The organism is Propionibacterium sp. oral taxon 192 str. F0372 (genome assembly GCF_000413315.1).
GTDB lineage: Bacteria > Actinomycetota > Actinomycetes > Propionibacteriales > Propionibacteriaceae > Brooklawnia.
Map to the genome: position 1 here is coordinate 305,960 of NZ_KE340297.1, position 26,708 is coordinate 332,667.

At 60.8% G+C, this 26,708-nt stretch carries 22 protein-coding genes and 1 tRNA gene; 11 read left to right on the forward strand and 12 right to left on the reverse strand.

The genetic code is table 11. The annotated features are described in order from the left end of the window. The first annotated feature begins 221 nt into the window (after positions 1-221). Positions 222-1,409, forward strand: a complete 1,188-nt coding sequence (gene manA, locus HMPREF1531_RS01480; protein WP_016668114.1) for a mannose-6-phosphate isomerase, class I — start codon at positions 222-224, stop codon at positions 1,407-1,409. A gap of 97 nt (positions 1,410-1,506) precedes the next feature. Here manA and HMPREF1531_RS01485 read toward each other — a convergent pair whose 3' ends face one another. From HMPREF1531_RS01485 to HMPREF1531_RS12660, 6 genes are all read right to left on the reverse strand, one after another. Then, on the reverse strand, positions 1,507-2,319 hold the full coding sequence (locus HMPREF1531_RS01485; protein WP_016668115.1) for a class I SAM-dependent methyltransferase: 813 nt from the start codon (positions 2,317-2,319) through the stop codon (positions 1,507-1,509). Positions 2,320-2,430: 111 nt separating this feature from the next. Next, complete coding sequence (locus HMPREF1531_RS12655; protein ID WP_016668116.1) at positions 2,431-4,836, reverse strand: glycoside hydrolase family 3 protein; 2,406 nt, start codon at positions 4,834-4,836, stop codon at positions 2,431-2,433. A 164-nt stretch (positions 4,837-5,000) separates the two neighbouring features. Continuing rightward, on the reverse strand, positions 5,001-5,678 hold the full coding sequence (locus HMPREF1531_RS01495) for a nitroreductase family protein (RefSeq protein WP_016668117.1): 678 nt from the start codon (positions 5,676-5,678) through the stop codon (positions 5,001-5,003). Between the two features lie 149 nt (positions 5,679-5,827). Beyond that, positions 5,828-8,098 carry an ATP-binding cassette domain-containing protein gene (locus tag HMPREF1531_RS01500; protein WP_084669236.1) on the reverse strand — a complete coding sequence of 757 codons (2,271 nt, stop codon included), beginning with the start codon at positions 8,096-8,098 and terminating at the stop codon, positions 5,828-5,830. A gap of 12 nt (positions 8,099-8,110) precedes the next feature. Continuing rightward, the gene (locus HMPREF1531_RS01505; RefSeq protein WP_016668119.1) at positions 8,111-10,618 is read right to left on the reverse strand and encodes a hypothetical protein; all 2,508 of its coding nucleotides are present in this window, start codon (positions 10,616-10,618) and stop codon (positions 8,111-8,113) included. Further along, complete coding sequence (locus HMPREF1531_RS12660; RefSeq protein ID WP_016668120.1) at positions 10,615-11,334, reverse strand: OmpA family protein; 720 nt, start codon at positions 11,332-11,334, stop codon at positions 10,615-10,617. The genes HMPREF1531_RS01505 and HMPREF1531_RS12660 overlap by 4 nt, the downstream gene beginning before the upstream one ends. A gap of 176 nt (positions 11,335-11,510) precedes the next feature. Between HMPREF1531_RS12660 and HMPREF1531_RS01515 the strand changes: the two genes are divergently transcribed. The 3 genes from HMPREF1531_RS01515 to HMPREF1531_RS01525 all read left to right on the forward strand — a co-directional run bounded on the left by HMPREF1531_RS01515 (position 11,511) and on the right by HMPREF1531_RS01525 (position 13,217). Next, positions 11,511-11,900, forward strand: coding sequence for a roadblock/LC7 domain-containing protein (locus HMPREF1531_RS01515; RefSeq protein WP_016668121.1), 390 nt, complete (start codon positions 11,511-11,513; stop codon positions 11,898-11,900). Between the two features lie 85 nt (positions 11,901-11,985). Further along, positions 11,986-12,465: a PAS domain-containing protein gene (locus HMPREF1531_RS01520; RefSeq protein WP_036897975.1), complete on the forward strand. Its 480-nt coding sequence runs from the start codon at positions 11,986-11,988 to the stop codon at positions 12,463-12,465. Beyond that, positions 12,465-13,217 (forward strand): PhnD/SsuA/transferrin family substrate-binding protein, encoded by a 753-nt coding sequence (locus HMPREF1531_RS01525; protein ID WP_016668123.1) that lies wholly within the window; start codon positions 12,465-12,467, stop codon positions 13,215-13,217. Before HMPREF1531_RS01520 ends, HMPREF1531_RS01525 begins: the two co-directional genes overlap by 1 nt. Before the next feature lie 248 nt (positions 13,218-13,465). Here HMPREF1531_RS01525 and HMPREF1531_RS01530 read toward each other — a convergent pair. Then, positions 13,466-13,541, reverse strand: a tRNA-Thr gene (locus HMPREF1531_RS01530). A 919-nt stretch (positions 13,542-14,460) separates the two neighbouring features. On the opposite strand from HMPREF1531_RS01530, the gene HMPREF1531_RS01535 reads away from it, so the two are divergent. The 3 genes from HMPREF1531_RS01535 to HMPREF1531_RS01545 all read left to right on the forward strand — a co-directional run bounded on the left by HMPREF1531_RS01535 (position 14,461) and on the right by HMPREF1531_RS01545 (position 18,745). Beyond that, positions 14,461-15,177 (forward strand): hypothetical protein, encoded by a 717-nt coding sequence (locus HMPREF1531_RS01535; protein ID WP_016668125.1) that lies wholly within the window; start codon positions 14,461-14,463, stop codon positions 15,175-15,177. Between the two features lie 88 nt (positions 15,178-15,265). Further along, entirely contained in the window at positions 15,266-16,186 is a 921-nt protein-coding gene (locus tag HMPREF1531_RS12665) for a hypothetical protein (protein ID WP_016668126.1), read from the forward strand. Between the two features lie 297 nt (positions 16,187-16,483). Continuing rightward, positions 16,484-18,745, forward strand: coding sequence for an MMPL family transporter (locus tag HMPREF1531_RS01545; protein ID WP_016668127.1), 2,262 nt, complete (start codon positions 16,484-16,486; stop codon positions 18,743-18,745). Positions 18,746-18,760: 15 nt separating this feature from the next. Here HMPREF1531_RS01545 and HMPREF1531_RS01550 read toward each other — a convergent pair whose 3' ends face one another. The 4 genes from HMPREF1531_RS01550 to HMPREF1531_RS01565 form a co-directional block, all read right to left on the reverse strand. Next, positions 18,761-19,651: a DedA family protein gene (locus tag HMPREF1531_RS01550; protein ID WP_016668128.1), complete on the reverse strand. Its 891-nt coding sequence runs from the start codon at positions 19,649-19,651 to the stop codon at positions 18,761-18,763. Between the two features lie 70 nt (positions 19,652-19,721). Next, positions 19,722-20,156: a contact-dependent growth inhibition system immunity protein gene (locus HMPREF1531_RS13805; protein WP_016668129.1), complete on the reverse strand. Its 435-nt coding sequence runs from the start codon at positions 20,154-20,156 to the stop codon at positions 19,722-19,724. Positions 20,157-20,169: 13 nt separating this feature from the next. Continuing rightward, the gene (locus tag HMPREF1531_RS01560) at positions 20,170-21,411 is read right to left on the reverse strand and encodes a putative T7SS-secreted protein (RefSeq protein WP_016668130.1); all 1,242 of its coding nucleotides are present in this window, start codon (positions 21,409-21,411) and stop codon (positions 20,170-20,172) included. A gap of 1 nt (position 21,412) precedes the next feature. Next, positions 21,413-21,727, reverse strand: coding sequence for a hypothetical protein (locus tag HMPREF1531_RS01565; protein WP_016668131.1), 315 nt, complete (start codon positions 21,725-21,727; stop codon positions 21,413-21,415). Positions 21,728-22,237: 510 nt separating this feature from the next. On the opposite strand from HMPREF1531_RS01565, the gene HMPREF1531_RS13475 reads away from it, so the two are divergent. The 4 genes from HMPREF1531_RS13475 (at position 22,238) to HMPREF1531_RS01585 (ending at position 26,207) form a co-directional block, all read left to right on the forward strand. Next, positions 22,238-22,378 carry a hypothetical protein gene (locus HMPREF1531_RS13475; RefSeq protein ID WP_016668133.1) on the forward strand — a complete coding sequence of 47 codons (141 nt, stop codon included), beginning with the start codon at positions 22,238-22,240 and terminating at the stop codon, positions 22,376-22,378. A gap of 122 nt (positions 22,379-22,500) precedes the next feature. After that, entirely contained in the window at positions 22,501-23,574 is a 1,074-nt protein-coding gene (locus HMPREF1531_RS01575) for an ABC transporter ATP-binding protein (protein WP_016668134.1), read from the forward strand. A 107-nt stretch (positions 23,575-23,681) separates the two neighbouring features. Beyond that, a complete protein-coding gene (gene metB, locus HMPREF1531_RS01580; protein WP_016668135.1) occupies positions 23,682-24,857 on the forward strand; it encodes a cystathionine gamma-synthase in 1,176 nt (391 codons plus the stop codon). Between the two features lie 3 nt (positions 24,858-24,860). Further along, positions 24,861-26,207 carry a DUF4032 domain-containing protein gene (locus HMPREF1531_RS01585; RefSeq protein WP_016668136.1) on the forward strand — a complete coding sequence of 449 codons (1,347 nt, stop codon included), beginning with the start codon at positions 24,861-24,863 and terminating at the stop codon, positions 26,205-26,207. A gap of 158 nt (positions 26,208-26,365) precedes the next feature. On the opposite strand, the gene HMPREF1531_RS01590 is transcribed toward HMPREF1531_RS01585, so the two are convergent. Beyond that, positions 26,366-26,695, reverse strand: a complete 330-nt coding sequence (locus HMPREF1531_RS01590; RefSeq protein ID WP_016668137.1) for a hypothetical protein — start codon at positions 26,693-26,695, stop codon at positions 26,366-26,368. Between the last annotated feature and the right edge of the window lie 13 nt (positions 26,696-26,708).

Genomic DNA, 26,708 nt, shown 5'->3' on the forward strand with positions numbered 1-26,708 from the left:
CCCTGTGCGCAACTCCGGTTATCAAGTGCCCTGCCACGCGATGCAGTGGTCAGGAAGGCCACGACGGCGGCAGTACCGGTCCCCCGGTAGTACCCAGCCTTCTGCGAACCCTTAGGCAGACCGCAACAACGGCTCCGTTGCGGTTGCTGCGGACCCGCTAGTTGGCACGGTGGAACGGCTATGCTTGTTCGGCATCGATTCCGAACCGAGGGGAACCCTGCATGCGTCCGCTGATGGGAAAATTCCGGCACTACGACTGGGGATCGCGCGATACGATCCCCAGGATCCTAGGGTTGGAACCCACCGGGGAGCCGGTCGCCGAGTACTGGCTTGGGGCTCATCCCTCGTCTCCGTCGACCCTAGACGACCTCTGCCTAGACGAGCTCATCACCAATGACCCCTCGGTGGTCGGCGATAACGCACGCACCCACTTCGAGGGACGACTGTCCTTCCTGATAAAGCTGTTGTCCGCAGCACGCCCTCTATCGCTGCAGGCCCATCCCACACTTCCCCAGGCCCAGGCGGGTTACGATGCGGAGAACGTCGCCGGGATCGCTCTCGACGCCCCAGACCGTACCTACCGGGATCCGTGGGACAAACCCGAACTGCTCATCGCAGTCACTCCCTTCGATGCCCTGGTCGGCTTCCGGGATCCGGCCCACAGCATCGAGTTATTCGAGGCGTTGGGAGTCAGCTCGGCAACGCTGTCGTTGCTGGACGCCCTGCGACTACGCAGCGGTTCGGCGGCGATGGCAGAACTCTTCCTCAATCTGCTTGTCCCTGACGAACAGCGTCAAGATGCGCTAGTGGAGGTGGTCTCCGCTGCGGTGACCCACGTAGATGACGAGGGCGAGGTAGGCCTGTTCGCCCGCACCGCCGTCGAACTCGATGAGCACTTCCCCAATGACACCTCGCTCTTGGCGGCCCTGTTGCTCAACCGGGTGCATCTGGAACCGGGCGAGGCAGTTCACCTGGAGCCCGGCACGATGCACGCATATCTCAGCGGCACCGGGGTGGAAGTGCTGGGCAATTCCGACAACGTGCTGCGCGGTGGGCTCACCAGCAAGTACATCGACGCCCCCGGGCTGGTCCAAGTGGTTGACTTCACCGCTGTCGAGATGCATCCAATGAGCCCAGTGCCCCGCGGCGATGGCCTGTGGTATTACCCTGCCGAAGAAGCTGCCTTCGCTGCTTGGCGTCTCGACCTGATGCCCGGCCGTGAGGTCACCTGTCCGGCATACACCTCGGCGAGGATCCTGTTGGTCACCGAGGGCGGGCTCACCCTGACCGATGGCACCGGGCACCTCACCCTGGCCCGCGGGCAGGCCGCCTGGCTGGCGGCCGGTGAACAGGTGAAGATAACCGGTGAAGGCACCGGTTTCCTGGCTGCCACCGGCCTGGATGCCTGAGCTGACCGGCGTCCCGGTATCGGCTGCATACCAACGGTCAGTGGTCAGTAGAGCCGCTGGTGATGATGGTGCCCACACATCCGCCACATGTTCTACGTCACCACGCAGGTATTGCTAGATGGATCATCTTGACCATGTGGAACCTGTCCGACACCCACATGCTCAGCCGGGTCGCTGCCCTCAATCCCTTCCGGGAACCCGGTACGTCGAAGAAATCCCGTTCCTCGATCACCGAGGCAGACACGTCGAGACGCGTAACAAGTTCGTACGCGTCATCGACATGAAAAAACATTGATGCGTCCTCGTGACCGAGTCGCTTCATATAGGCGTGCATACGCCTCAGGCCTGCCGAACTCACCGCGTCGAAGATCAGTTCGCACCCACCGAGCTCACCCAACCGATTCATCAGCTCGACGACCTTCGGTTCATGGAAGTAGTGGAACAGTCCGGACGCGACTACCAGAAATGGATCACTGGCATGGTTCCTTACCTCGTCAATCCACGCAGGGTCAAACATCGATCTGGCGAGATACACCTCCCGCTCCCCGGCTGGCAGGTATTTTCCACGCATCTCGATGATCTCGGGAAGATCGATCTCAAAGAAGGTGGCCATCCCGTTGTCGGTCCGGTTCGAGGTGGTGTCGAGGCCACAACCCAGGTTCACAATCGAGCCGGCTGGGTGCTCGGCCAAGAACCTTCGCACACAGCGATCAATGTTCACCGATCTGATTGCCGACGCCATCAAGGTGTACTGACTCTGCCGGGACATGTCCATGAGGAAGGGGTCGAGTTCGTCGGCGATCCTGACTGCCTTCTCATCCTCCAGGATGTGCGGGAATCGACGGGTCGCGTACACACGTCCTTGCAGCGGCACGAACAGGGTTGACTCGACGGGGTTCAGATCAGTCATATGTCTCCCTCCGCAGGTATCAAACCGATGGCCGGTACCGGACGCTGGGGCATGCCTCGCTGCAGACAAACCGTCGGGGGCCGCACCATCGGCGCGGTCCCCCGACGCATCTCATCCCAGTTCCTCCGCTTGGGCCGGGGTGGTCGCTAGGGGCAGCTTCACTCCGGTCGCGGGCAGCTTCCCGGGTTTCCTCGGTCGCTCGGAGGGGACCGAGCTCGGGGTGCAGATCGCGTTCTGATAGGTCAACCCGTACCCGTAGCCGAAGAGCTCCCCACCCGGGGTTTCCGGATAGCCCGGGACGTTGGAAAGATTGTTCTCGATCGCCTGCCGACTGGAAGCCAGTGCGAAGGGCATCTTGCCCTGGGGGGCGAATTTGCCGGTGAGCACGTCCATCAACGCGGTATCGGAAATGCCGAAGGTGGCCATGATGGCACCGGCATCCAGCAACCCGGAAGCTTGGTCAAGGACAAAGGGCTGACGGAAGTAGACATTCAGCACGACCTTGTTCGGATCGCCCACCTCGGCCATCGCCTGCTGGACGGTACCCAGTGAAGGAACAACCTGCCAGGATTCCGAAGATTCCATGCCGGAAAAATCCAAGGTTGACGACTCCCACGGATAGGACCCACCAAAGATCAGCCCGTCATCTGTGCATTCGGCGGCTCCGTAGGCATTGCAAGCATCCGCAGCACCGTAAGGCGACTTGCCATCAAGCCCGTTCACCCCGGGGAAGACGATCGGTGAGGTATGCGCCGGATTAGCCCCAGTGGCCGGATCCTTCGAGCCGTAAGCCCGGGTATTCTTCGTCTTGGCGGTCATCGACACCAGGACGTAGTCGGCGCCGGCAGCGGATGGGCGCGGGGTTTGATTACCGTCGATGACGGTGAATCCGGCGTTGTCATAGGCGCGGATGGTGTCGAGATTGAAATCACCCAGCAAGTACAGGGTGCTGTTGGCTTTCAGCGGGAGCACCTTGTCACAGTCATCGGGATTGGTGGTATCCCGGTTCTGCAGCAGCACCGCAGACTTGCGCTGCACATCCAGGCCGACGGCCCGATTGTCCGCAGAGCCGACAACGGCATCGGCAGCGGCCTCGTCGACATAGGGGTTCTCGAACAATCCCATCTGGAACATCGGGGTGAGCAGGCGGGTCGCGGCCAGATTGATGCGTTCGGTGGTGAGCAGTCCATCATTGACCAAACTGGTGATCGTCGCAACGTCGTGGAATCCGGACAAGGTGTCGGTTCCCGCATTGACGGCCGCCGCCACTCGCTGTGGGACAGTCAGCGTTTCCAGCCCCCAAGCCCGGTCGTTGATGATGCCGGTGTCGGAGTTCACATAGCCCTTGAAGCCCAGGTCATCGCGCAGCAGACCATTGACGATTTCGTCGGAGAAGGCCATCCCGGTCTGCTTGTAGGTGGTGCCGTTATGGGTGACGTTCATCGGGACACCGTAGTAGGGCATGATCGAGGCAACGCCCGCGTCGATGGCCGCGGCAAAAGGTTTGAGGTGATAGCCAAAGTGGTTGTCACCATCGTGTTCCGGGTAGACCTGTGTCTTGCCGAAGGAGTAGTGCGGGTCGAGGCCGAGTTCTTGGGGCCCGCCTCCCGGGAAGTGCTTCATCGTCAGGGCAACGTCGGTGTTGGGACTCAGCGATACCCCGTTGGCATCGACCGGACCCTGCAAGGTCTGCACCAAAGTGGTCATGATGTCGGCGTTGAGGCCGGAGTTCTCGGTGAAGGTCTCGTGGTCACGGTACCAGCGAGGCTCGGTAGACAGATCGGCCATGTAGCCATACATGCCGCGCAGCCCGTAGGAAGACCATTCCTCACCCATCACCCCGGCGAAATCACGCACCACATTCATGCCGTCGCCACCGTTACGGGCGGCATCGCCCAAGGCAGCCGCAGCGATGCCTGCCTCCTTGGGAAAGGCAGTCATGGCACCAGCCGATTCGTTGATTCCCGCCCGCGCATCGGGGTCAATATGGTTGCGGGCATTCGACTTGTAGAGCACCGGGATGCCCAGCCGGGTCGATTCCCCCAGTTCCTGCATGGAGTTCATGAATTTCGCTGCCTCGGAAGGGGTCACCGAGGAGCCGGCACGGAAACCCGTGTCGGGTCCGCAGGTGGGATTTCCGGTCACCGTATTGCGGAAGATGAACCGATGCATCTTCTGGGTGTTGACATAGTCGTTCGCCGCTGGCAGCAATGATCCCTGGCACCCAGCGTTGAGGGTGTCGATGAGCATCAGCCCAGCCTTCTCCTCCAGGGTCATCTGGTCGACTAGATCAGCGGCACGCTCGGTGACGTCGCGACGCCAATCCTCGTAAGGATCAAGCTGACCGTTGGCATTGAGATCACGGAAGCGGAGTCCGTCGGCATTGATCACGGCCTTAGTCCGGGTACCGAGAGCCGGCTGTTCCTGGGCGACGGCCGGGGCAATCAGCGCGCCGGGGGCGACCATGGCCATGCCGATGACCACGGCCCCCAGCACAGTTCTGCGTGGGTTGCGCATGCATTCCTCCGAGGGGCAGGACCGACACGAGGGGAACTCCGCTTCCTTGCGGACGTGAACGGCCACGATGAGCCATATGCAACCGGTTCCCACCGTGATCGGTCAAGGGCATCGACAACCATGTGCAACTTGGGAAGCCTGCCCAGTACTACTCAGGGTCAGCGCTATTTGGGGGTGAGCATCTCTATCGGCCGACGCTCCGCCCGGAAGTCATTGATCCGCTCGTCGGAGGCGTATCCCAAGGCGAATCCAGTGATCAGCTTGTAATCCTGAGGCACCTCAAATTCCTGGTCCGCTGGGCTACGCCACACCGCAAGATTACCGATCGGGCAGGAGTCGACACCATTGGCCTTGGCCGACAAGAACAGGGTCTGCAGCATGAGTCCAGCGTCCATGGCCGAGAATGGCAGCATCCCCTCCTGCACGAAAACCAGGCCGATGACCGGGGCGCCGAAGGCCTCCGCATTGCGACGAGCGTGCGCGGACCGGGCCTCCCGGTCCTGACGCTCAATACCCAGGTGCTTGTACAAAGCCTTGCCGATGGCGATCTGGTGGGCTCGTTGTGCGTCCGGGTAACGAGCCTGGACATCAAAGTCACCGTCAACGCCCGCGCCATCACCTGTCAGGGTTCTGTCAAAAGCAACACCATAGGCAGCCCGCAGACGCTCCGCACGATCCCCAGCAGCCAGAGCCAGTTTGAAGGCCCTGGTGTTCGACCACGATGGGGCCGAGGTCGCGTCGACGAGGATCTTCACCAACACGTCCTGGGGAATCGGATCTGGGAGAAAGCTACGCACCGAATGTCTGGCGGCGGCGAGTGCCGAGAAATCAGCAGCATCCATGGAGGGATTCTATCCATCCGCACCAGAGCACCACCATTCCCGAGTGGCAAATGGGCTCCAACACTGATCCGTCACGAACAATGAGAGCACGATACGCAGGCACATGGCCGGGCCCAGACGATGATCCATCTAGGCCCGGCCATGTGCTGTCATTCAGCGGTGCTGAAAGCGCCGAAAGCGCCACCCGCCCCGACCTTGGGACGGTGACCACCGTGGACCCGCGACTTCTCGGGGCCGTGGATGATGGTCTCCGGGTTCGCATGCCATGCGCCACCGCCCTGTTCTGGCTGCCCGGCCCTGGGCTGCTCCTGCTGGTCAGCAGAAGCCTTGTCGGTCTTCTCGGCCTCAGCTTCGTCAGACTCGGCCTGGTTGACCTGCTCCACGACGGCCTGGTCACCCTGCCCTGACGAAGGTTTATCCTGCTTGACGGAATCCTGCGCCTGCTGCTCAGCCTTCGAGGTTTTCTCCTGCTCCATGTTGGTCTGGTTATCTTGATCAGCCACGACCTGAACCTCGGCGGCCTCCTGGTCGTTCTGCTCGGCGGGACGCTTATCCGGCTGCTCGGCTGCCGCTTGCTGCGGTTTGGCCTCCGATTCCTCCTGCTTGGCAGGGCTCTGCTCAGCCTTGGTCTCCTGTTTAGCGACAGCCTTGCCTGGTTTGGCAGAGGTCTGCTCAGCCTTGGTCTCCTGCTTGGCGACAGCCTTGCCTGGTCTGGCCTTCGGAGTCTTCTCCTGCTTCGCAGTGGTCTTTTCCGAGTTGTCCGATTCAGTCTTTGCAGCTTGTTCAGCTTTCGGAGCCTTCGCCTGCTCGGCGGCCTCCTCGTCTTTCTGCTCAGCAGAAGCCTTGTCCGCCTTCTTCGCATCGGAGTTCTGCTCGGCCTTGGCGGTCCTAGCGGCCTTCTCCGAGGTCTCCCCGACCCCATCCTCCGCGGGCTCTTCTAGCCTACGCTTCTTGCGAGTACGAATCACTGGGCCCTTGCTCGCCAGCTCGGTCTCCAAGCTGATCCGCTTGAGCTGTTCGAGGTTGAGGTCTGCGCGCTGCATCTCGATGACGACTGCACCGTCGCGCACCACCAAGGCTCGGTCGGCAAGGGCTTCGATCTCGGTTTCGTCACCGGAGAACAACAGCACCCCGGCGCCGCGCTGAGTGGCAGCCTCCATGATGCGCACGAAACGCTCCCGGGCGGAGGCATCCAAACCCTGCATCGGCTCCACGAGAACCATCATCCGGGCATTCTCGGCGGCCAGTTCTTGAAGCTGGAGCCACCTGCGCTGGCCGGTGGAACGCACCGGGCGCTTGAGAATTCGGTTGCCCTTCTCTTCCAGAAAACGCAGGGTCTTGAGAATGTGGATAGTCTCCTCAATCTCCGACTCGTCGTCCTCCTGTTCCTCGTTGAGCATGGAAAGGTTCCAAGCAGCATGGGTGTCACCGGTGGGGATGGTCGAACTGGACAGCACTGCGATGCGGTTGCGCGGCAGATCCGATACCCCATTGATGGCCATCGGGATACCGAGCATGCGCATCGCATCGGCCGGGCATGGGCTCTCGCCGGTGAAAGCAGCCATGAGCTGCTTCACCCCAGAGTTGCGAGCCCCGCACACCGCCAGGATCTCACCCTTGTGCAGGGTGAAGGAGATCGGTTTGCAGTCGTCACAGCGCAACCCCTCGACCTCGAACAGTGCGTCCTCGGTGGTATTCACGACACGCGGCGTGGACTCGACTGCCTGACCGAACATCGCCTCGCTGAGGTCATCGACGGTGGATTCCTTGGCATTGAAGATCTCGACGATCCGGCCCTCGCGCATGACCGCGATCCGATCGCACAAAGACAGCGCCTCACCAAGACGGTGGGTCACGTAGAGCACACCACGTCCGGCTTCGATACTGCGGTTGAGTGTGAACCGCAGGTCCTCGACTTCGCGAGCGTTCAGCGTGTTACTCAACTCGTCAATGACGATGACATCACGAGGATCCGCCAGCATGCGCACGACCTCGACCATGCGCTGCTCGGAGCCCGTGAGATCACCGAGGCGATCAGCCGCCATGAGGGCGACACCGGATTCGGCGAGCACCTTGCGAGCCTTCTTCATCATCTCGCCGATATTGGGCTCCACCAAAGCATGGCGAAACATGGCCCTGACCACAGTCAGGTCCGGATCCAAGGTGGCCTCCGGATCGATCAGCATGACGCGATCCGGGTCCCACGGTCCACCCTCCATCGACAGTTCGCCGCTCTCAAATTCCGACTCGCCGGCGAGCAGGGCCGCTAGCGTCGACTTGCCGACGCCATTGCGACCGACCAGGCCCAGAACCTCACCCGCCTTGAGATCGAGATCAAGGCCCTGCAAAACCTCCAGGTCCCCGAAGGACTTGCACAGACCGCGCATGGACAGCAGAGGCGCTGCACTCACTTCAGTCATCTCCTATATTGTTCAGTTGGACTGCTCGGGTGGCAGCAGAGGCCCACGCGGCTTCTGCATCCGATCCAGTTCCAGCGCCATGCTTTCCAAATTGTTCCGCGCCTCGCGGAGGGCAGTGGCCAGACGACCGTTGTCCTCACGAAGCTCGGTGATGGTCTGCTGGAGACTGGGCACCGTGGTGTCCCAAGCGGCAGTGGCGCCGGTCTCCAGCCTCATCATTTCCACGTCCTTCTGGACGATCTGTTCCTTCAGCGCGGCGACCTGCGCACGCAGGTGCCCAATGTCGGAATCAGCAGATTGTTCCGGGTCCCTGACCGCCGCGATGGTCTCGGTTCCCCATTCGTCGTAGAGCTGTTCATAGGTGACGAGCCGCTTAACAGTTGCCTTGGTGCTATTGAGCTCGGTCTGAGGTTCGGTCTCATCAGACGCAAGCCCGGGCTCGACCACCTCGGCATCGGCGACGCCGACAGCTTCTACCGATTCGTCAAGAGCCTCCTCTACGGAGATCTCGGCGCCCTGCCCGTCTCGTTCATCAGAGGCATCGGCGGTGTCCGTCACAGCAGGAATGATCTCAGAGTTCTCCATCTCCAAGCGATCAGGATCCCCAGCCTGCTCAGTTGCAGCCTCGGTGTCCTCCATCCCGACGCCCGGGATCCCGTCGCTCGAAGCTTCGGCATTGATGGGTTGATCTGCCGATGCGGCAGCAACAAGTCCAGCCGCAACTACGGCGGCGGGAGCTGCCAGACCCGAGGCGATTTCCCCGGATCCGGCGAGCACGCTGGCCTCTGCGCCGGGATCATTGAGTCGTTCACCGGCACTTCCGGTGACCGGGGAATCCGTTTCGTGCGCCTCGGATCCGAGGTCCCCGGTCAGGAAATCAACAGGCGGGTCATCAGCCTCGATAGCAGCCGACGTCTCAGGACCAGAAATCTCATTCCCGGGCTCAATGGTGGGCATCTCACTCGGCGCAAGGCCCTCTTCCGTCACCGATTGATGATCTGCAGGAGTCGCTCCTTCGCTCTCGTCAAAGTGCTTGTCTGCGACAGAAGCCGTCGCATCAAAGGGTTTCTCACTGGTAGCTGTAAAAGTGTCGGACCCTGATTCGAAGGCACCGGGGTCCGGCTCGGGCTCCGGGACCCCGCCCGGATCTACAGCAACCGTCGCCACGTCATCGACCGGCGCCGCAAAAGGCTCGGAAGCGAAGGGGCCGTCCTGCTCAGGTTCGGAAATCCCTGCCTTGGAAAGGTGACCGAAGCGGTCGTCGCTCTCCTGGTCAGGCGTGGTTGATGGGAAGAGATCCTGGCTACGAGCCTCATCGAACTCGGCAACAGCATTGGCTGTGGGGAACCGGACGACGGGCTGCATGGAACCCGTGTCGATGGGGGATGGCCAAGTTGCGGGATCGACCTGTGCATCAGTATTCGTCATGTGCTCAACATTCGTTGCGGGATCGGCCTCGGACTGCGCATCGGCAGCCATGTCGAGGGGGGACGGCCAAGTCGCGGAGGCGACCTTCCCGCTAGTGTAGGGAGCAAGGGTGTCGGAATCAGGGGTTTCGCCCCCATCAAAATCCAACACTGAATCCGGGACATCCCCGCCTAGTCCCTCCGGACCGCTTCCCACCACGGCAGTTGCCTCGAAGAGCTCGCCAGTTCCGGTGAAATGCGAATTCAGATCCACATGTGTATCGAACTCGTTGTTGTACTCAGCCAGGGAATCCGGCCCCAACAACTCATCCGTTGACCGGTCGTCTTCCGCACCCAAGCGCACCGCAGAAACGCCGGGCTCATCGATCCCATAGGTGGCCGGAGCAATGACCGGGGTATTGGCCTCAGCGGGCAGCGAAGGCCACAGGTTCTGCACCTCGGGTGCCAGACCGGCATCCGACTGAGGGACCACCGCATCGCCAGAATCCGGGAGCAGATGCGTAGCCCCGAGATCGGTGAATTCCGAGCGCGTCGCAATGCCCGTGGGCTCGATGGTCTCCGGCGACAGCTCCGAGCCCCCCATCAAGGCAGACTCAATGACCTCATACGAAACCTCCGACGACAACTCCGATGCACCCATCAAGGCAGACTCGGCGGACTCATACGAAACCTCCGGCGACAGCTCCGAGCCCCCCGCCAAGGCAGACTCGGCGGACTCATACGAAGCCTCCGCAGTACCCACTGCCATGGACTCAATGCCCTCATGCGGTACCTCCCGGGCATCCGTCAGCGTGGCTTCGATCGCATCCCCCGACGGTTCCACCGGAGCCAGCGGCACAGGCACGACCTCATGCTCCGGGGACTGCATGGGAGCGACCATCCTGACCCTGAGGTCTGTACCTTGATCTTCGGCCTGATTATCCGCTACGCCAGCCGCCGGGGCAGCAGTCTGCTGATCCCCGGTCTCATTCACGGCCAGGGAACGTCTGCGGCGGCCCCTCCCGATGACCCAACCGAGCACGCCCCCAGCAAGAGCCGCTACCGTGATGACGATGGCAAACTGGACAATGACCAAATTCAGGGCATCCCTCATCTACCTGCAACCTCCAAACGAATCGACACACGCCGGTTGAGCGCGAGGCCTTCCTCAGTTGCATTGTCACCCAGAGGATCCCGATCACCGCGGTTCTCGGCCGTGAGTCGATCAGCCGATATTCCTCGGGAAACCAGTTGGTCCTTCACAGACTGGGCACGCGCGAGCCCAAGAGCATCGCGTCGTTGCTGGGTGAGACCGTTGTCGGTATGACCGGTCAAGGTCGCAACGAGTTCCGGTCGCGAGGTGAGGATCGCCACCAGTTCGTCAATCCTGGAAGCGGCCGAGGCAGGGACCCGTGAGGAACCTCCTTCGAAGAAGATGGGGTCGAGTTGCGGAACTGGTTGCACAGAAGGAGTGGGGGTCGCCGAAGGCAAGGGTGAAGTTGAGGTTGATGCGACCTCAGGGGTTGGCGAAACGCTGCCCGACGATTCGGAAGAGGGTTTCTCGGCAGCCTGCGAAGTGGTCACCCCAGCCACCCCCGGAACCCCACTAACCACCGACGAGGCCTTCTCCGCGTTGGCGGAATCGACCTCTTCAATGGTCGCAACGCGACCACGAACAGTAACCGTCGCATCGACGTTTCTGCTTGTCAAAGCCTGATTAATCTGGCTGAGCAGAGCTTGATCCTGTTGCTGTGTGAGCCATACGGCACCTGGCCCCACACATGCAACCACGACCATCCCCGAACACAGCCCAGCGAGTTTTGTCCCCATATTTCATCCCACTAGTGAGTTCTCTCGGAGCAGGGTCAATACTGACACAGTCAGTGCACAACTGCATCCATCTCGTTGAACTGATGGGCAACCGATAGCTATCTTGGTCCCGCGCAGCCCACCGCGATTCCGCTCACGGACGGCTCGCACAATCACGATGAACACTGGGGGAAATAATGACAATCGGCGACAACCAGCTGAGTAAATCCGCGCAGCTTGACCAAGTCATCGCCAACATGCGCCGGGCCATCCCGGAACTGCACGGCATGATGATCGCCTCCGTGGACGGCCTCGCCATCGCCCACGACTTCTCGGAGGGCGACGCCGACCGCGTCGCCGCAATGGCAGCCACCGCATTGGGCCTGGGCACCAGGATCACTGAGCGCACCAATCTCGGGCAGCTCGCCGAATCGGTCATCCGCGGTGACCGTGGCTACTTGGTGGTGTACTCCGCCGGCGACGAGGCCGTGCTGGTTCTCTCTGGGCCGATCAACTCGAACCTGGGACTCATGCGGATCGAGGCACGTTTGGCCGCCGTCGAGATCAAGCGGATTCTCGGCGATTGATCACTGTGCCCGGACTGCATGACAACCGTGTCGGGGAGGTAGTGCCGTCCGGGCCCGAATGAGCGTGGAGGACAGCTCAATGAACATGAGTTCCGAGGGTGCAGCGAGAAGCTACACCACGACGATTCATTACTACGATGGTAGTTCCAGGGAAGCTCTGGTCACCGATCAGGAGACCGTGTTCCCACGGGGCGAGTTGATCGTCTCACAGACCGACGCACGAGGAATCATCACCACTTGCAATGATGCATTCGTCTTGATGTCGGGGTATTCGAAGGAGGAACTGATCGGGGCACCGCACTCGATCCTGCGTCACCCGGACATGCCGGCCGTGGCCTTCGCGGATCTATGGGAGACCGTTCAAGCAGGCAAGCGCTGGCATGGTTATGTGAAGAACCTCCGCAAGGACGGGGGCTTCTACTGGGTGCATGCCGTTGTCATCCCGAAGATTCGCGATGGGGTGATTATCGGGCACACATCGGTTCGCCGCGAACCCTCACGTGAGAAGATCGCTGAGGCCGCAGCCGCATATGCCGAGTTGCGCGCGAAGAGAGGGATGGACTGATGGTGTACCAGTTGGCCATTGGGCCGGACGTCAACGTCCAGGACATCTCCGAGTGGTATGTCTTCAACACCCGCATTCAGCGGATCACGGGGGAGGGCTTCCATGCGACGTCCTACTCTGACTTCGCCGACATGCATGCCGCCTTCGAGACTGACGGAGTCGATCTCGTCTACGCGAATGCGGCCGATACCTCTTGGCTGGTACGTAAGAGGGGTTTCATCCCGGTGGCAGCTGCTGCGGGCATCTCGACGGAGATGACCATCGCTGTCGCCAACGATAGCCCGTTGAGTTCGGTGAATGACATTGGTGACAGCCTCACCGTCGCAGCCACCGATGCTCCCGATGTGGAACGCATCGGACGTATCCTGCTCGAACCCACCGATCTGTCTCCCGAGGCGATCAAGGTGGAGCACCGGCCCAACCCGGTTCTCGTTGCCAAGGCGGTTATCAATGGAGAGACCCAGGTGGGCTTCTTCCCGCAGGACGCCTTCGAGAATCTCTCGAAGCTGGTGTCTCGCGAGCTTCGCGTGCTGATCGCCAGCCATATCTACGTCATCCACCACAACTTCTTGGCAAGCCCCAAGATCGCGCACTTGGTGGAACCACTATGGCGTGGGCTCGAGGCGATGAACACCAGCCCGGTGGACCAGGACCTCAACGAGGCTCTCGGCGCCCCGAACGGCTGGCGCAGGCTGGAGAGCGAGGAAGTTGAGTTCCAGATCGACATGATGGATGCTCTCGCAGATCTGTGATCCCATGCACAATGCAGCGGCACCCTTTCCCATCCGGGGATGGGTGCCGCTGCATGTGAGGTGCACGGTATGCCGTCGATCAACTCAGCGGCCGCAGCACTGCCATCGACAGCTGAGAAATCCATTGGCGCAGACTCATTACCTGCCTGAGGTTCTGTACTGAGGGCTTGGCATCTTGAGCAGGTATACAGGACCTCTTGGCGATGTCCCAGTGGCCTTGGCTACCACAGTCGAGGTAGCCAACTAGGTGGAGCCTCCACAGGGAGTCGAACCCTGGACCCTCCGCTTACAAGGCGGATGCTCTGGCCGCTGAGCTATGGAGGCACGCGACAACCCCATTCTGCCTGGAGTACCCCCGATTCCGGAAACCGGCGCGTTGACTCCTTCCAGGATGCCCGTGCGGACTCACACCGGAGGCAAGGAATTGCTCATTGGCGTACCCCAGACGATCTCGCTACCACAGATTGGTTATACGTGACTGCCTGGCAACTCATTGGCTCGATGGAGACGAGCATGAGTGCGAAAAGGCAGCCAGTGGCCAGCTGCTTGTCCGGCGCACCATCCAGATGCCAGGTAGTTGAGGTCGGCAGGCAGGATCATCTCCAGCCAAGACACCGAGGTCGTGGAATCATTGTGGCTCTCCATAGACCGCAAGCTCCTCGGCCACAGGTCGTGGACCTCAGGAAGGTACTGGCCTCGGCACTACTGCAACACTATTGCGCGTGGATCGAGGGCTGCTGCGCCCGCTCAGAGACCGACCACTCGTCCTTGCAAGAAGTAAAGCCTTGTCACACCTTCCAAGACCACGGTGTGATCACCACACGGCATCCGCTGTCTAGAAGACCGGAACAAACTCCGGGGTCTGGTGGGGTGGTTGTTGCCGTTTGGGTGACGTAACATTGTGAATGTTAGTGCTTTTGTTGTTGGTTCGATCTTGAGGAGTATGGAGATTTTTCCCCTGCCGACTTGGGTGTTTGATGTAGGCGCGCGTGGTTGCGCTGATGGTGCTTCAGTCTTGTGGGATATCTACCAGATAGTTGGTAGACAAGGGCAGATACATCAGGCCACCGGCGGCATGCACGAAGCGATGAAGGCTGGCAGCGCCGGATTTCATCGATCATTCATAGGTCTTGCGAGAGCAGCGAGATGGGTTTGACGTGTCAGGTTCGTTGCGTACTGTATTATTAGCTGATTGCGCGATTGGCAATTACGCAGTTAAGTCGATCACGAATGGAGTACCTGGGTGGCAAAGTCGAGTAAATTCATTAGCGATGTTAATGGCGGGCTTTTTCGGAGATTCATTGCAGATAAGCTTCATTTCCCGAAGATCGACGCGAAGGACCTAAACGAATTAACCCAAAAGGCGGCGACCAAGCTTGACGGCGTGCCGAAGAAATTGCGCCCAAAGCGAGCCAGGCGGAAATACCTTGGGGCAAATCCTTCGCGAAGCAGCGCGAAAGGCAAAAAGATAGAGCAGGACATCCTTAAGCGGATGGAAAGCGAAGGCAAAGCCAGAAGAGTCAAGAAATTGAACGGCAAAGAGGTGTGGGAAGTAAAAAATCCTGCCTACGATCCAACATCAACCGACTCGAAATTCAAAACCGAATGGGTGAACTCTAAGAAATGCGATTTTGGGCATCATCCGGTGGATGCGGTCGATTTCTGGAATAACGAGGGACGTTTCTATGGCGCACGGTCCCAGCACGTCAGGGATTGGATGAACAACCCTGACAACTACGAGATGCAACCCAAGTGGTATAACCAAGCAGAAGGAAGAGACCTCGGCAATTCTGGCGCCCGGTACCAGCCCGATGCAAGCGGTGTCGACCCAGATACACTGGACAAGATCTTTGGTGACGGAAATCGGAAGATCAGACCCACTACCACCCCCACCGGGGCAACTTCAACTCCGAATTTGAACCCTTTCGACAAGTACCGACCCAACCAGCACAAGCCCTGAGGCAGCGCGGGCGGGGATTGATGATGTCTGAGCAGGCTGACAAGATTCTCAACAAGACAAGGATCCACAACAAGGCAAGGATGGTGTCATGATCGATTTTGGTGATGTTGACCTGAAAGCACTCGACGACGATGCCAGGACCGCGATCGTCGATGGAGATATCGATCGTGGCCTGGAGTTGTTCGAGCGGTTGTGGCAGGCGGCATGGCCACGCCGAGGCGAGGAAGACGCCCGCTTCTACCTCGAAGTCGGGTGCCGTGACTTGGCCGAGTACTTCCTCACAAATGGTCAGCCTGCCCGTGCCCGGGTGTGGGTGGAACGCTACCACCAGGTGTTGGGCACCGACCGGCCAATGGACCCGACATCAGCGATCTACGACATCGCATTGTCCTATGAATCCGGTGACCTCGAAGGGGCCTACCAACGCGCCAAGGAACTCTACGACATTCACGGCGCAGCACTGTTCCATGGCGACGAATTCGAGGAAAAATACGAAAAGTGGTTCCGTAACTACTCCCCATCGGGGCCCGCTCATCCACGCATACCGGTAGTGAACTCCGGATCTGACACAGCACTGCCCGATGAATTACCAGACGATCTGTACCAGCGCATCACCGCCTTGTGGGACCGGATGGAAGCCCTCGCCGACCAAGAAGTGTACGTGGATGTCATTCCATTGGCGATCGAAGCACTCAACCTCCTGCCACAACCGCTCTCCCACTGGGAAGTCGCCACACAACTGTATGGGCTACTCGCAGAAGCTTGCTATCGCGAAGGCCAGCTCGAAGAAGCCGAGCGAGCTTCGCGCGAAGCACTCACATGCCCCGGAGGAACCGACAACCCCATGATATGGTGCGTATTGGGCATGGCCCTCAAAGATCAAGGCGGTCGCAAGCCCCAGGCACTCGATGCACTCATGAGCGCCTACATGCTTGATGGTACCGACGTCTTCGAAGAACTCGGATTCGACACAGGCCTCGACGCACTTAAAAACGACAACCTCATCTAAACTACCCACCAGTCACGGTATAAGTGACTGTGACACATACCACGATCCGTACCCGGAAGACCATAGGAATGTCCTTTCGGGTACGGATCGGGTCTTTTCTCCTAGCCCTTCAGAGAAAAGCAATGGAAGTTTGTGCCGGATCTTCCGAACAATGCGGTCATCCGATACCCGCGCACGAGCATCTGACCAGCGCGCCAGGGCGAGCCCGGATTAGACAAACTAGAACTTTAGAAGCAAAGGGATTAGGTTCTGGGATCGGTGTAGCAGCGTATCCGTCCACATCGGCGAGAGGAAACCATGTTCAACCGGTTGGGTCGCATCACCACCCACCATCCGTGGGCGGTGCTGTCTACATGGGCCCTGATCACGGCTCTCGGATTGATGGCGAGTTTCTGGGGCTTCGGGCACGGCGACCTGTTCTCCCGGCTAGCCGTCACCGCCCCATCCACTCCGGGCAGCCAATCCGACCGCGTCGCTCAGCTCATCGCCGACGAGGACACCGGCCCGGTGACCACGGTCGTCGTCTCCGGCATCCCCATTCAGCACAACCTCCCCGATCTCGTCGCCTTCACCGCCGAGCACCGAAGCAACTTCTCTGAAATCGACCATGTGGTCTCAGTCATCGATCCGTTCATTACTAGCCCGGCTCATCCGGTTCCCGACCTCACCGATCCGCACAACCAGGCCCTGCTATCGACTAGCGGGGATGGGTTCGCCGTAGTTATCACGGCCGAGAAACAGACGAGCGATGCCGATGCCAAGGCCACCAAGACCAAGATCGATGAGGCAATCAGCACATTCACCGCTGCTCTCACCGAGAAATTTCCAGATGCCCAGGTAAACGCCATTTCCCAGGCCTTGGTCTCCGATGGCATCATTGCCCTCATCCAGTCCGACTTGGTCCGGGGCGAAACGATCGGGCTGCCGGTCGCACTGGTGCTGATGCTTGTGGTGTTTGGCGGGCTGGTGGCCGCCGGGCTGCCGCTGGGTGGAGCGGTCATATCGATCCTGCTCGGGATGGCTGGCATCTGGGCCTCGACCTTTTTCATGGATTTCAACTCGTTCATCTTGAACGTCGTCTCCATCATCGGCCTGGCCCTGTCCATCGACTACGGCCTGCTCGTGGTCAGCCGCTGCCGCGAGGAATTCGCCATCGAATTGACCCGGCGCGGCCTTCCTGCCGACGGTTCCTCGTTGCCGGATCGTGCCAGTACACACACCCTGGTACGTGCCGCCGTGGAACGCACCGTGCGTACCGCCGGACGTACCGTCTTCTTCTCCGCCCTGACCATCGCCTGTTCCATCTCCGGTCTTCTGGTCTTTGACTCCCCCACCCTGCGCGGCATCACCATCGGCGGAATGTTGGTCACCATCTTGGCCGTGCTCACCTCGATCAGCGTCGTACCAGCATTAATCACCCTGCTCGGTGTCGTGCTGATCCGGCCCTCCCGCACCTCACGGGTCCCCGGTCTCGCCCAGCTCACCCGGTTGGTCGGGGATTCCTCGGCCGAAGAGGGTTTCTTCTCCTCGGTTGCCCGCTGGGTGCACCGCATTCCATGGGCGATGATCCTGCTCATCGGGATGATGCTCGCCGTCATGGCCTCCCCACTGAGTGGATTGCGGATGAGGTCGTCATTCATCGAATACCTCCCCGACGATTCCCCGGCGTTGATCGCCCATTACCAACTCCAGGACGGCTATCCCGCCCTCGCCACGCCACAGATCATCGTGGCCGCAAAGGTGAACCAGGCTCAATCCGCACAGCTGGTCCAGTACCTGACCGCGCAGGACCACGTCGCCCATGTCCTTCCCGCCGAGAGACCGCTGGCCGATGGCATGACTGAGTTTGGTGTCCACATGGATACCAGTGACCCCACCGGTGCCGAGGTCTCATCCCTGGTCCACGAACTGCGTGACCACGATCCGGGGTATGAGATCCTGGTCGGCGGTGCGGCAGCCATGCAGGAAGACTTTGCCGCATCCTTGGCCGACGGAGCACCGCTGGCCCTACTCGTCGTCGCGGTGGCCGTGTTCATCTTGTTGTTCCTGATGACAGGCTCCCTGGCTATCCCGCTTAAGGCATTGATCGTCAACTCCTTGTCACTGATGGCCTCGCTGGGTGCAACGGTATGGATCTTCGAGGGAGGCCATCTGGGAATGACCCCGACCAACGGCCTGGAGACCTATATTGTCGCTATCATGATCGCCTTCGGGTTCGGTCTGTCGATGGACTACGAGGTCTTCCTCGTCGCCCGAATGAAGGAGTACTGGGATGCCGGGCTGCCCAATGACCGGGCCGTCGCGCAGGGGCTGCAACGCTCCGGGCGCATCATCACCTCAGCGGCAGCGATCATCGTCGCAGTATTCATCGGTTTCATCTCCGGACAGATGATCGCCATCAAACAGATCGGAGTTGCCTTAGCGATCATGGTCACCGTCGACGCCACCTTGGTGCGGTTACTGCTGGTTCCAGCGACCATGGAGGTTCTCGGCAGGTGGAACTGGTGGGCACCGGCCCCTCTGCGATGGATTCACGACAGATTCCGTATCGAACACTGATTCAGCCGATGGCGATTACTTGGCTGCTGGCGTCGTCTTCTTGCTGCCACGCATGAACGAGACAACGATGATCACCACGACCAACCCGATCGCGACGTAGTTGGCGAATTTCGCGTAGATTTCCAGCACCCGAACGGCTGGTTCACCGATCATGTACCCGCATATGAAGTAGCCGATCAACCAGGTGAGCGAGGCCAGGAAATCGAGCACCAGGAAGCGGGTGATCTTCATTCCCTGGGCCCCGGCCAGCACGAAGACCACCGCCATGATGGGCAGCGGAATGGGCACGTAGGCGACGAACATGCCAACCCATCCCATCTTGTCAGCCCAGCGCTCAACGCGGGTGTAGTTGCGTCTGGCACGTTCCGATTGGGAGGCCCAGACATCAATCATCCCGCGTCCCCACAGCTTTCCAGCCCACCAGTAGACCCAGTCGAGTTTCACCGACAACAGGGCCCCCACCAGGATCGGCCAGACCCAAGGCAGGCCGGTGCCGACGGCGATGTTGGAGCCCAGCGCCGCAGTTCCGGACCGGGAGCCGATGAAGGTAACCAGCCACGGGAGCCGCTCGGGGGCACCCAGCAGCCAGGCCCGCACCGGCATCATCCCTAGGGAAAACAGCCCGGCGAAGGCAAACCAGCCCATGCACAGGTAGTCGCTGCGGCCCGGTTTGCGTTTCCAAGGCATCGACGGGTCATCCCACCACTCCTTGCCATCGGCCGCGGAGTCCTCGGTGGTGCTGCGCACCCCACCGATTTCGGTTGTCTGCGTTTCATCGGCGATCAAGGCCCCGGCGGTGTCCCCATTGGCCTCTGTGCGGTCAACGGCGCTCTCGTCGGTGGGTGCGATGCCGGTCTGGTCGTCACCATGGTGTGGGCTCACCGCGTCATTAAGGCCTGGAGTCACGCGATGAGCCTACCCTGACCCCACAATCGGCCCCTCATCTTGCGGAGGCCCTTGCCATGCGGCACGGTTCTCACACCGGACGGTTGGCTAACCAGCCCCGGATGGCGTCGGCGACCTCGCCTAAATCGGGATTGGACAAGTCGATGTGGGCGAGCACCTGGCCCAGCACCCCGGCGGCAGCCTCATGACCGTTCCAAGCCGATTTCGGTAGCTGGAGCACAGCCATCAACAGGTCGCCCGGGTAGTAGTCGCCTTCGGCCAGCGGGCTCACCGCCAGCATGCCGACGGCCATCGGCAGCAAGAACTGGGTACCGATCTGCTGGCTGAGCATGATCCGGACATCCTCGACCCCGAATTGCCCCAACGGCACGCGTCGCAACTCATGGCAGCGCCGCTGCAGATGCCCCGCACCATCGGGTGGTGGGGGCCAGGTGGTCTCCTCCAGTTCGTCCAGACTCGCAGCACGCATCGCCTCCAGCGATGCCATCGTCGCTTCGTCGGTCATGGTTTGCCTCCCGTCATGGGACATACCCCTTCGAATGATCCAGTAGCCTGCTTGCTTCGCTGAGTTCGGCTTGTGCTTCGTTACGCTGGGCTTCAGTCAACCGGGTGTCGCCGATTCTGCGCTTGAGTACCTCGATTCGATTGCGCAGACCATTCTGCGCATCTCGAACCTCGTGCACGTGATTCCACGGAGTCCCATCTGGCTTACGCGCCACGACTTCACCATCCAGTTCTCTGCGAGCAGCATCGAGATCTTTTTCAGTCAAGTGTTCCTTGAGCCGATCGGTCGGTCTGCCTGCTCTTCCGGAAGCGCCGGGCTCGGAGGGACCAGAAACGTGACCGGGCTCGACCGCCTCCACGGCATCCTCACCCGCAGCATGGTGACCTGCGTCAGCGAGAGCAGCCATCAGGAGCCCCCCAGAAGCCGCAAGACCTGCACCACTCGCGGCGGTTACCGGGACTCCCGCCACTGCGCCCAGTCCGGTTGCACTGAGTGCAAGCCCTCCGGCTTCACCTCCACCGGACACCAATATCCCAGCGACACCCATCGCCATCATGACGACATCTTCAGGGTGGTGAGCCAGTGCATTCAGGTATGACAAGGTCCCGTTTATGATACCGGCTCCGAGTTGCATAGCTCCGTTGGCCAGTGCAGCACCAACTGTTTGCAGACCGTTCAATAGACCAGAGCCGATCTGTTCGAGCAGTCCGGGTTTCTGCGGCGCGCCTTCGGTCTGGGCACGGAACACGCTCGCAGCCTTGTCCCCAGCCTCTTTCAGCTGTCGGCGGGCATCGGCCAAGTCTTCCCTGGCTGCCTGGCGAACCGATTCTCCCGGGTCGGTGAAGGGCGGGATGGGGTTCGTACCGCCACTCTGCTTGTTCCGTTTGACATCCTCGTCGTATTTGTTCCTCGCCTGTGTCGTGAGATCATTGCCCCGCTGGTATTCATCGATCGCTTGCTGAGCCTTGGATTGCGCCCACCGGAGCATGTCGGCATAACTGTTGATCTCCGTGGAACTTGTTGAAAAGGAATCTGCCGCCTTCAGCCACTCCTGGGGGTGCCCCTCATACACCTTTTGGAATGCCTCAGCCGCCGGCCCAGCCCAGCCAGCTGAGGTATCAATTTTCGACAATCCTCTGCCAGCGGTCTCCAGATCGGTGGACATAGCCGACAGATCCCAGTACAGGCCCGCGCACTTGGCAGGGTCTCCTGGCACGAGCTGCTTAGGATCAGTTGTCTCTCCTAGCTCAGCCATATCAGGCCGCCGGATCCGAGGAGCCGGTCAAAAGTTGACCTGCCGCGAGTTCGTTGACTTCTTCTGTCGCGGCGTAGGCGCGGTAGGAGAAATCCAGTCTGGAGGCAACCTCATCGGTGGTTTTTTCCAAGTTCTCTACACCGATCTGCCAGCGGTCGCAGAAATCTTTGACGGCCGCAGCCAGATCGTCGTGCCCCACATCACCACTGGATGGCGCCATATCTTCAACCGAACGCGTCTTCATCGAGTTCATGGTCGCGTAGACGCCGTCTCTGGCGTCACGCAGTGCGTCAATGTCTACTGAAAAAGATGGCATCTTCTTCTCCTCATGTGTTGGGGTGGCTGAGGTACAGCACGCAGGCTCGAAAGAATAAGCAACTCAAACGAAAGAGGCCCCCGATATCTGAGTCACTTTATGCTCAATTATATTACCCGTTAGGTTCACATCGATGGTACTTCCGCAGTCCACTTTCTCCCTGGCGAATAACCAACCACAGTCTTCCTGCCACGGGAAGAACTCGTCAGCAGATGAAGCTGCCAGGCGGAGCCCTCCACATCCCTTAGAGCATCACACCAGCCACAGTGCCGGGCACCCAGCCCATAAACTCTGGTCGCGACCGAGGTCTTCGAGACCCTGACCCGGATCCCCATAGAGATCGGGGAAGTAGAGAACACCGGCGCCAAGTATCTCGCCCGGCTGTCGCACGAGCGCTTCACCATGCGCAAGCCGAATGGTGAAATGGCCACCAAGCCCGGGTTCATCGCCCCTGCACACCGCTGCCGAGCGCGAGACCGTCATCGAATCAATCCGTGTGGAGGCCAGTTCATGGCCACCGCCTCATCATCACCCGCAAATGTGACCTGGCCTGCCTCTGAGAAGGTCGTCTACTTCGACAATCTACGGTTCTTCGTCTTCACCGACGACCGCTGGCAGTTACTCTCCTGGTTCGCCGGACCGCTCGGCTAAGAACACGCCTTACTCCAAGATCAACCACCCGCCTCATTCACGTGGCAGGATGGGGAGGGACGACGTTCGTCCCGCCACAATGGATCGTTGGGCACGTTCCTGCCCATGGAGAGGATCGGCACATGGCCTCTGTCACCTACATGGACGCCACCCGCGTTTACCCCGGCGCGGACCATCCGGCGGTCAACAAGCTCCATCTCGAAATCGGCGACGGGGAGTTCATGGTGCTCGTCGGCCCATCGGGTTGCGGCAAGTCCACATCATTGCGGATGCTGGCCGGGCTTGAGGACGTGAACTCCGGCTCGGTGTGGATCGGTGACCGCGACGTCACCGACCTGCCCCCTAAGGATCGCGACATCGCGATGGTTTTCCAGAACTACGCCCTTTACCCACACATGACGGTCTCAGAGAACATGGGCTTCGCACTCAAGATGGCCGGGCTCAACAAGGACCAACGCGACCGTAGAGTCAAGGAGGCAGCAGAGTTGCTGGGCCTCACCGATCTGCTTGCCCGCAAGCCCAAGAATCTCTCTGGCGGTCAGCGCCAGCGGGTGGCCATGGGCCGCGCCATCGTGCGCAACCCGCAGGTCTTCCTGATGGATGAGCCATTGTCGAATCTCGACGCAAAACTGCGTGTGCAGACCCGCACCCAGATCGCTGCCCTGCAATCCCGGCTCGGGGTCACCACCGTCTACGTCACCCATGACCAGGTGGAAGCAATGACCATGGGCGATCGGGTGGCGGTGATGAAGGACGGCCTGCTGCAGCAAGTGGCCTCCCCGCTGTCGCTCTACGAGGAACCCGCGAACCTCTTCGTCGCCGGGTTCATCGGCTCCCCGGCCATGACCCTGCTGAAAGGAACCGCCGTCGACGGCGGGGTGCAGATCGGTGACACCCTGATCCCAGTGGCCCGCGACGTGCTGTCAAAGGCCAGCACCGCCAAGGTGGTGCTGGGTGTGCGTCCCGAACACCTGGCGGTGACCGAGGATGATGGGGTGGTCGTCAATGTCACCACGGTGGAACAGACAGGTGCCGATGCCTTCGTCCACGCCACCCTTCCTGGCTCCAGCGACCAGCAGGTGGTGGCCCGGCTGACCAACCAGACCCCCCCACCTCGTGGCGCGCAGATCCGTCTGACAGCTGATCCTGCGAAACTGCACGTCTTCGATGCAGCCACCCAACAGCGAATCCCCTGAACAGACATCCGATGAGCAGCGGACGCGGTCGCTGCCTACCGGATGCATGCGACGGTTTCCCTGCGTCACAGCATGATCACTACGAGGCGCTGCGGTAGTTTGGGGCCATGAGCCCTGATTTCTCCGCCTTGGCACGTGGCCTGCGCACCGGTTTGAACGCCGACCCGCGCCACGCGGCGGTGGTCCCCCCGATCTATCCGAGCACGACCTTCTCTTTCCCCGACGGAATCGGCCCCAAACCCCCCTATGACTACTCACGATGCGGCAATCCGACCAGGGATGTGCTGGGTGATGCGATCGCCACCCTCGAAGGAGGTGCAGGCGCGGTGATCACCTCCTCGGGGATGGCCGCGATCACCGTAGCTATGCTGGCTTTGGTGACCGACGGCGGCACCGTGGTGGCTCCGAAGGACTGCTACGGCGGCACTTGGCGGTTGCTCAACGAATTGGCGAGCCGCAGGGTGTTGGAGGTCGTCTACGTCGAGCAGCGGGACTTCGCCGCGCTGGAAGCTGCTCTTGACCAGGCTGCTGTGGTGCTGATCGAGACCCCGACCAATCCCCTGCTGCGGCTGGTCGACCTGGAGGCCAGCATCGCCGCGGCCCATGACCGTGGGGTGATCGCCGTCGTTGACAACACCTTCTGTTCCCCAGTCCGGCAGCGTCCCATGGATTTCGGTGCCGATGTGGTGATTCATTCCACCACTAAATTCATCAACGGTCATTCCGACGTGGTGGGTGGGGCGGTGGTCTCGGCCACTGGAGAAACCCACGAGCACATGGCCCACTGGGCCAATGTGATCGGCACCACGGCCTCGTCCTTCGATTCGTGGTTCGCGCTGCGCGGGCTGCGTACCCTTGATGCCCGGGTGCGGGTGAACGATGCGAATACTGCCCGGATAGCAGAGGTTCTCCAGTCCCACCCCGCAGTGTCAGTGGTGTACTGGCCTGGCTTGACCAGCCATCCGCAGCACGAGTTGGCCACGCGCCAGCAGCGTAGCTACGGCTCCATGGTTTCCTTCGAGTTGATCGGTGGGCTTCCTGCCGTCGAGGCCTTCGTCGGCGGGCTGGAGTTGTTCATCCTGGCCGAATCGCTGGGCGGGGTGGAATCCCTGGTGGCGCATCCGGTGACGATGACCCACACGTCGATGACTCCCGAGGCCCAGTTGGCGGCTGGGATCAGCGAGTCACTGTTGCGGTTGTCGGTGGGCATCGAACCGATTGATGACTTGGTGACCGATCTCACCGCGGCTCTTGACCGAGCGGTCGCCGTATCCGGGAACTGAACCATGCCCCGTTTCCTTTCCACAAGCCCGAACGCCCAGCTGCTGCCGATGCCGTGGAGCACTCCCCTGGCGCAGTGGCCGGAGGAGCACCTGGTCGCCCTGCCACGGGGCATCTCCCGCCACGTCGTGCGCTTCATCCGCGTCGGCGATGAGGTCTACGCGGCCAAGGAGGTCAACGAGATCTTGGCCGTGCACGAGTACCGGATGCTGCATGATCTCAAGCGACTGCATACCCCGGCCGTCGTCCCGATCTCGGTGGTCAGCGGTCGAATGGACGCTAATGGCAATCCGCTGGACCCGATCCTGCTCACCAAGCACCTGCACTTCGCTCTTCCCTATCGTTCGTTGTTCACCCCTGGTGTGCGCGCGGAGACGGTGTGGCGGCTGCTCGACGCGATGGTCGTGCTGCTGGCCCGGCTGCATCTGGCCGGCTTCATGTGGGGCGACGCATCGCTGTCCAACCTCTTGTTCCGGCGGGATGCCGGTGAATTCGCCGCCTATCTGGTGGACGCCGAGACCGGAGAACTGCACGATGCGCTCTCCGACGGCCAACGGGCCCAAGACCTGGACATCGCCCGGTTGAATATCTTCGGGGACTTCTGCGATTTGGAGGCCGGTGGGCTACTCGACGAGTCTCTAGATCCGATGCACCTGGTGGATACCATTGAGGCGCGCTATGCCGAGTTGTGGCACGAACTGACCGGCGTCGAAGAGTTCTCGGGCACCGAATTGCATCGTATCGAGTCCCGGGTGCGGCGGTTGAATGCCCTGGGCTTCGACGTTGCCGAATTCGACATCGACACCTCCAGTGACGGAACGACCGTCCGCATCCGCCCGAAGGTCGTCGATGCCGGGCACCATTCCCGGCGATTGTTGCGGTTGACTGGTTTAGACACCGAGGAGAACCAAGCCCGGCGGCTGCTGAATGACATGGATGCCTTCATCGCCCGAGGTGATTTCGGATGGCTCGAGGAATCTATTGCGGCGCACCGGTGGCTCACCGAGTGCTTCGAGACCGTGATACGCAATGTGCCCCACGAGCTACACGGGAAACGTGATCCGGCCCAGATCTACCACGAGGTATTGGATTACCGGTGGTATGCCTCGCAACGCGAATGTCGGGAAGTACCGCTGGCCGAAGCCACCACCGGTTATGTCGCGGATGTGCTGCGCAATCTGCCTGACGAAGTGATGAGTTCGATCGATGAATCCCCCTACGCAGACCGGCTTCCAGTCGATACAGGTGATCCATCCTCAGGTGATCAGGAGAATACCGAGGAAGATCCCGGGGAAGAGGCCGATGAATCGGCAACGGATTTTTTCGAGACGCTGCGCAACAAGGAATTCTGAACGCCAACTCCGGTCAAGAACAGTTCCCGGGGGTGCTTGGCACCCCGAACCGTGCGGTTGTTCTGGGATTCCCGCCCAGAAGCGGTCTGCGGGATTCAATGCGAGGCTGTCACGGCCCCGATGTGAACCATGAGCGATCAAGGCATCCTGGACAGGATTCAGTCCTCGTCGTTCTCCTCGTAGTCGTCGAAGTCCGCCTCGTCTTCATCGGCGCTGGGCATCGGGACCGGTTTCCGGTTGGCCGCTTTGAGCACCTCGACGGCATCGTCACCCAGGGAGAACCAGCCGTGGGTATTGAACGAGGTGGCTGCGAATCCACTGTCTGCCACGCTGACCCCCTGGTCAGCCTCCGCGTCCACATAGGGGTCGAAGACGGGACCCGGGACCGAGCCCGGCTCGACTGCGTTCGGACCGGTGGGCACGACGGCGCGAACCTGGTCGCCGATCGAACCGGCGCTGTGAGGACGGTGCTTGCGGACCTCGGCCATTGTTTCTCCTGTC